The sequence below is a fragment of the Streptomyces sp. ATLC9 genome, from assembly GCF_057196705.1.
Map to the genome: position 1 here is coordinate 1 of NZ_JBXUOY010000333.1, position 5,227 is coordinate 5,227.

The following is a 5,227-nucleotide window of genomic DNA, read 5'->3' on the forward strand; positions in this document are numbered from 1 at the left end:
CGACCCCCCCCAAGGGGCCCCCCCCCCGGGGGGCGCGCGGGGCCCCCCCCCCCGGGGGGCGGGGTTGCGGGGGCCTCGGGGCCGGCCGTCTCAGTAGGGTCCGTTGACGTTGTCGATCGAGCCGTAGCGGTCGGCCGCGTAGTTGCAGGCGGCGACGATGTTGGCGACCGGGTCGTACTGGCTGTTCGCCGTACCCGGGACGTGGTAGGCGTCGAAGGTCGGCTTGATGACCTGGAGCAGACCGATCGAGGGGGTGCCGCGCTGGGCGTTGATGTCCCAGTTGTTGATCGCGTTCGGGTTGCCGCTGGACTCGCGCATGATGTTGCGGTGGATGCCCTCGTAGGTGCCGGGGATGCCGTTGGCCCGCATGATGTCCAGCGCCTCGCGGATCCAGCCGTCGAGGTTGTCCGCGTAGGTCTCCGGCGCGGCCTGGGGCGCGGCCTTCTCGGCGGTCTGGCGGGCCTGCGTCCGGCTCGCGCGCTCCGGGGCGCGGTCCTGCTCCCCGCCGGAGGACCGGGCGGCCAGGGCCAGTTCCTGGCCGGGGAAGATCAGGTGCGGGTCGTCGCCGACGGTCTTGCGGTTGGCGTCGTAGACCGCCTGCCAGCCGCCCTCGACACCGTGAGCGGTGGCGATCTTGTGGAGGGTGTCGCCGGAGGCGACGGTGTGGGTGCCGGCCGCGGGCTCGCGCTCCGCCTCGGGCTTCGTGCCGGACTGCGTCCCGGTCTTCAGCCGGGACTCGCCGCGCGTCTGGGTGGCGGGGGCGCTGTCCGGGCCGCCGGAGTCCCGGCCGAGTCCGGCCGCGGGCCCGCAGGTGGGCCAGGCGCCCGGGCCCTGGAGCTCCAGCAGTCTCTCGCCGGCGGCGATCTGCTGCTGCTCGGTGGCCAGATCGGCGCGCGGCGCGTACTCGGTGCCGCCGGCGGCCTCCCAGCTGGACTGGGAGAACTGCAGCCCGCCGTAGTAACCGTTGCCGGTGTTGATGGACCAGTTGCCGCTGCTCTCGCATTCGGCGACCTTCTCCCACACCGCGGCGGGGGCCGCGTTCGCGCTGCCGGCGGCGACCACCGGCGCGGCGATTCCCGCACCGCCGGCCGCGGCGACCAGGGAGATCCGGGAGAACTGGCGGGATATCAGGGGTGTGCGGGGGCGGCGGTGACGACCACGGGACATGGGTGTGCTTCCTCTCCCACGCCTGCGAGGTTAGCTGTCGGATTCGGGCTGGAGTTGCCCGGCCGATTCCCTTCGTCTCAGGGGGCGTCGGAAATCGGCTTCACCCCAAGCCGGGCCGCTGGACGGGCGGCACGGCACGTATGTGGTTTCCCCGCTCCTGCCGCGGTCAGCTGTTGCCTCTCCCCCGCCGGGCGGCAGGACTAGGCGTCCCGGCGGTGAAACCCCCGCCACGGGCGGCGAAGGCCAGGACACATAAACACACGGAATTCACGGACACAAGGTGCGGAAATCCGACGTCCTGTCACTTTGTCACCGAGCCGACAAGCACGGCCGCCGTGCGTGTCCGGTCACGCGCCGGGTCGGAGAGCACCGAGGGCCGCACACACGTCAAACCGCTTTTCGGCCGGGAGTTTCCGCCGTCGGTGTCCATGCCTCCCGGCCGCGGGCACACGGAGTACGCGGCGATGTGATTCCCGGCACATCGATGGAACGGCCGTACCGCTATGGGGCGTTACTCACGACAGAAGCACTTGGTGAATATCGGGGACATAAGGAGACCCCTGACCCCTTTGGGCGTATAAACCCTTGAGGGCTTCATGGACGTTATGCCGCTTTCCGGCGCGGTCGCGGAGGCCGGCGGCGAAGGCGGCCCCCCGTACGCGCTCACGTGGGAGGCCGCGACCGCTCCGGGTCCCGGACCCGGAGCGCCCGCCGGGAAGTCGGCGCAGCCCTGCCGTGCGCCCGGGTCTCCTTCGCCCTCGCCAAAGACAGCGGGGCCCGCCGCCGGAGACGCCGGAGACGCCGCCCGCCCGGGGCGGCAGCGTGGCGCGGCCGCCGCCCCGGGCCGTATCCCCGGCCCGCCGTCCGTGCCGGCTTCGTCCCGGCCCCGGTCAGACCCGCTCCAGCTCAGCCGCTCCGAAGGAGACGTCGAAGCGGTCGCACCAGATGGTCACGCTGGTGAACGCGTCCGGGTCGACATCGGCGGGCAGGGCGTAGTTCTGGTCCCCCTTGTTGCCCTTCAGCCTGCCGAGGCTGACGTACTCCCCGTCGTCGAAGACGCCCCAGCCCGCCCGGCCTTCCCTCACCGGCGCGTCGGTCAGCCAGACGTGCAGATCGGGCCCGTTGCTGGTCTCGAGGTTCTCCAGGCGCACGACATGGGAGCCGTCGGGCAGCCGGATCAGCCGCACCGTCCCCGATGTCGGGTGCTCGTGGGAGATCAGGTCACCGCCGGCCAGCGTCCGCGGTCCGGCCTGCGCGGGCGGCGCCGCGGAGGCGGTCTCCCGGTCGGCCGCCGACGGGGCGGGCGCGCTCGGAGCCGCGGGCAGCGACTCCCGCACGGTCTCGTCCTGCCACAGCTTCCACGGCTGGAACCAGTACAGCCCCACACCGGCCGCCACCACGGCCACCACCACGACCGCCGCCACCAGCGGTCTGCTCACCACGGCGCGCAACGCGCCCACCCCCATCCACTCCGACAGTCCACTGCTCATCGTCCGGTTCATTCAACGCCAACAGCGGCACCGGCGCACCGTCCGGGACATGACGGAACGTTCACAACCGCGCCCCGGGGCGCGGAAGGCTCCGTGAGCACCGTGGCGAACCCCCGGCGGACGCGCGGTCGGCGGAAATGGGGCGGCGGCGTGAACGGGCGCCCGGCGAGCCGCTTTCGGGGGACGGGCCGGGCCCCCTCCGGGGCCCGCCGCGCGAAGTGACGGCGGACCCCGGAAGAGCTCAGGCGTTCGGCGGCACGCGCGCCGGGCGTCCCGAGCCCCGTGTCAGCGCGTATCCCCCGATGCCCGCGAGCGCCGCCAGCACCGCGCCGGACACCGTCCACACCCAGCGGTCGGACCACCGGCCCGACGACCAGCCGTCGTCCGGCTCGACACCCGACAGCACGGCCGACGCCCCGGAGCCGTCCTCGTCCTTGACGTCCTCGTCCTGCCGCGCCACCGCGACACCCGGTACCAGCGGCTCGGCCAGCCGGCCGTCCACGGCCGCCGCCCCGCCCATGTCCTTCGACTCCACCCGCACCTCGGCGGCCACCGGCTGCCCGAGGTCGGCCGTCCGCACACCCACCGCCGTCAGCCGCAGGTAGTACGTGCCCGGCAGCGGATCATTGGCCCACGGCTCCGACCAGGCCCGCACCGTGCGCAGCACGCACGCCAGCTCCACCGACCCGGTGCCCGCGGCGGCTGTGCGGGTCTGCGCGCCGTACTGGCACGCCTGACGGCGCCTCAGACCGTCGTAGACGTCGATCTGCCAGGTCTGCGCCGCGTGTTCCCGCGGGAGCTTCACCGTCGCCCTCACGGTGGGACGCTGACCGGTGTCGGCCGGGAACGACCAGTACAGGTAGTCACCGGCCGAGGCGCTCGCCGTCGCCGTCCGCCCCTGGCCGATCTCCGCCGCGGTACGGAACGAGGTGCCCGCCGATGTGGGCGCCGCATCGCCGTCGGACGGACTCGGGGACGGTGTCGAGTCGGCCGCGGCGGGTCCCGCCGCGAGGCCGAACGTCAGCAGCGCGGCGCTAACCACGCGTGTGATCCACATCAGTTGGTCCTCCACACCGCGACACGCCAACGCGACAGCCAGCCCCACACCATGCCCGCGAGGAAGCCGGTCAGCACCAGGACACCGAGCAGCCACCAGCCGCGGCCGAGCCCGAAGGAGGCCACGTCGGCGGCCCGCGACGGAGCGTCGACCACGTCCACGGTCAGTTCCAGCGGCATGCCGGGAGTGGTCTTCACCCCGTCCGCCGCGGAGAAGGAGTTCGTCACCCGCAGACACACCGTCTCCGCCCCGGCCTCGTTCTCCGCCTCCTCGTCGCCATCGCTTTCCGGCTTCGGATAGCGCAGACCCGTGGAGATCACGTCGGTGCGGCCGTTGCCCGCCGCCTCGCCGCGCACGATCTCCCGGCCGTGCACCGTGACCGCGCGCAGCAGCACCCCGTAGTCCGGCCTCACCGCCCGGTCCGCCGCCACGCTCACCGAGGCGCGCAGCTCCTGACCGGGCGCCACGTCCACCCGGTACCAGCGCTCCTGGCCGAACTCCTCGCGGTCGGTGTACAGGCCGGACTCCAGGGCCGGCGCCTCGGCGCACCGCGCCGCGCCCTCCACGGCCACCGGCGTCACCACCGGGTCGGCCGCCCGTTCCACCAGCTGGTTGACCTTCTCGGTGAGCTCGTCGGTGTGCTCCACCGAGGTGTAGGTGCCGCCGGTGGCCTCGGCGATGCAGCTCAGCTGCTGCCGCATCCTCGTGTTCGGCACCAGGCCGAGGGTGTCGATGGTCAGGCCGATGCCCTTGGCCGCTATCTCCCTGGCCACCTCGCACGGGTCGAGCGGGGCGCAGGTGTCCTCGCCGTCGCTGATCAGCACGATCCGCTTGGAGCCGGTGCCGCCGTCGAGATCGCCGGCCGCCTTCAGCAGGGCCGGCCCGATCGGCGTCCAGCCGGTCGGTGCCAGCGTGGCCACCGCCGCCTTGGCCTCGGTGCGGTCCAGCGGGCCGACCGGGTAGAGCTGCGCGGTGTCCTTGCAGCCCGTCTCGCGGTCGTCGCCGGGATAGTCGGCGCCGAGCGTGCGGATGCCGAGCCGGACCTCCTCGGGGGTGGCGTCCAGTACCTCGTTGAATGCCTGCTTGGCCGCGGCCATGCGCGACCGTCCGTCGATGTCCCGCGCGCGCATCGAACCGCTGACGTCGATCACCAGGTTGACCTTCGGCGCGTCCGCGGCGGTCTCGTCGGCGACCGCCCCGGCCGGGAACGCGATCCCGGCCGCGAGCACGGCGAGCAGGACGCCGAGGCCCGTCACCGACCGTTGTTTTCTGATCATCGGCGGATCCTATTGATCTCCGCCGCTGTGGTCCAAAACGGGCCCGGGGGGCGGTGGTTCGGGCGGTATCGTCCACCGGCCGCCGCGCCCCCCGGCGGCCCGCGGCACCTCACGGAGACCGCCCCCGCGCCCCTGCCCCGACAGCCCGGCCGCTTACCGCCCGGGCGGCGCGGCGCGGACACCGAAGGCGGATCCCGCCCACCCCGGGTGGAGGGCGAGCGCGGCCCGGGCCCGGC

At 73.6% G+C, this 5,227-nt stretch carries 4 protein-coding genes and 1 riboswitch; all 4 genes read right to left on the bottom strand.

Translation table 11 applies throughout. The features are described 5' to 3' along the window. Positions 1-90 precede the first annotated feature (90 nt). Positions 91-1,167 carry a transglycosylase family protein gene (locus AC2CJA_RS23910; protein WP_484604750.1) on the bottom strand — a complete coding sequence of 359 codons (1,077 nt, stop codon included), beginning with the start codon at positions 1,165-1,167 and terminating at the stop codon, positions 91-93. A 4-nt stretch (positions 1,168-1,171) separates the two neighbouring features. Continuing rightward, a riboswitch (cyclic di-AMP (ydaO/yuaA leader) is annotated at positions 1,172-1,349 on the bottom strand. A gap of 708 nt (positions 1,350-2,057) precedes the next feature. Beyond that, the gene (locus AC2CJA_RS23915) at positions 2,058-2,657 is read right to left on the bottom strand and encodes a DM13 domain-containing protein (RefSeq protein ID WP_484604751.1); all 600 of its coding nucleotides are present in this window, start codon (positions 2,655-2,657) and stop codon (positions 2,058-2,060) included. A gap of 241 nt (positions 2,658-2,898) precedes the next feature. Beyond that, complete coding sequence (locus AC2CJA_RS23920; protein WP_484604752.1) at positions 2,899-3,714, bottom strand: hypothetical protein; 816 nt, start codon at positions 3,712-3,714, stop codon at positions 2,899-2,901. Beyond that, positions 3,714-4,991: a VWA domain-containing protein gene (locus tag AC2CJA_RS23925; RefSeq protein WP_484604753.1), complete on the bottom strand. Its 1,278-nt coding sequence runs from the start codon at positions 4,989-4,991 to the stop codon at positions 3,714-3,716. Before AC2CJA_RS23925 ends, AC2CJA_RS23920 begins: the two co-directional genes overlap by 1 nt. Between the last annotated feature and the right edge of the window lie 236 nt (positions 4,992-5,227).